General features: G+C 37.8%; 2 protein-coding genes. Both read left to right on the forward strand.

What is annotated here, in order from left to right:
- Positions 1-372 (forward strand): hypothetical protein (locus V7D18_RS03245; protein WP_426151392.1); only part of this gene is annotated, 372 nt, incomplete at its 5' end.
- 12 nt (positions 373-384) lie between these two features.
- Positions 385-783, forward strand: a complete 399-nt coding sequence (locus tag V7D18_RS03250) for a hypothetical protein (RefSeq protein WP_426151394.1) — start codon at positions 385-387, stop codon at positions 781-783.
- The last annotated feature ends 246 nt before the right edge of the window (positions 784-1,029 follow it).

The raw sequence follows: 1,029 nt of genomic DNA on the forward strand, positions 1-1,029 counted from the left end.
ACGGGTAATGCTGCACTAAAAGGAGGAGCAGGAAGATCGGCTCAATACTCAAATAGTTGGGGCAATGCCAGCATGAAGGATGTAGTAAACGAAATTGCTCCAGGTTCAGATCCTATTGTAACCGATTCCGGCAAGATTATTTACAATAATGCTCAAACTGGTAAACAAGTTGTGTATGATATCGAAGGTAATTATTTGAGAGTAGAAGACACAACTATGACAGGAAAAAGGGTATATACTGATGTAAATGGTAATGCAATTCCAAATAATAAAGTAGTAAATGGAAAACAATCCGGCATCTCGCAAGGTGAGTATAATCAAATAACACATTATAATAATACTGATACCGACTTCCCGTATGATATGAAGTAAAGGAGGAATAAATTGAGCTCAATATTAGCAGAAAGTAAAAATTTATTAATTATAAATGAATATGAAAAAGTATTCTTAAATTTCAAAAACAGTAATAGAAAAGTTTATATTGGTGACTTTTATGGAGATCCACAAGCTGCTGCGATATCTAATGATGAAAGGTTTTGTGCAATGGTAGGATGTGGGCTAATTATCTACTACTTACAAGACCCTTTTGAAGAATTTATTTATAATGCATCTACAAGACAGTGGAAAGAGCTATTTAGAGAGTGTGGCAAAGAATGGTGGATTGATGATGTGAAAGTTATTGATAATTCAACAATCATGTTTACAGTAGAAGAAGCAGATTTGGAGAATGGCGGTAGATACAAATTAAATGTAGATAGTATCGAGCTTATTAAATGTACTTGATTTTGAACGGGTCATACAGTTTCGGCTGATGTGACCCTTCTTCATGATTTAAAATATGTTGACACAATACAACTCTGGCCATAATTCCGCTTTGAACTTCCTTTTTTCTGCGGTAGATGAGGGTTTCCTCGTGACATGACCCCGAAGCCGACCTCAAGAGGCAAATTCTGACCCCGACGGGAAATGTCCACCGACCCGCATTGCGGGGAGGTGTTTGCCGGATCGGGGACGCTCTGCGACCCCGAT

Origin of the sequence: Lacrimispora sp. 38-1 (assembly GCF_049890855.1) — a bacterium.
Classification (GTDB): Bacteria; Bacillota; Clostridia; order Lachnospirales; family Lachnospiraceae; genus Lacrimispora.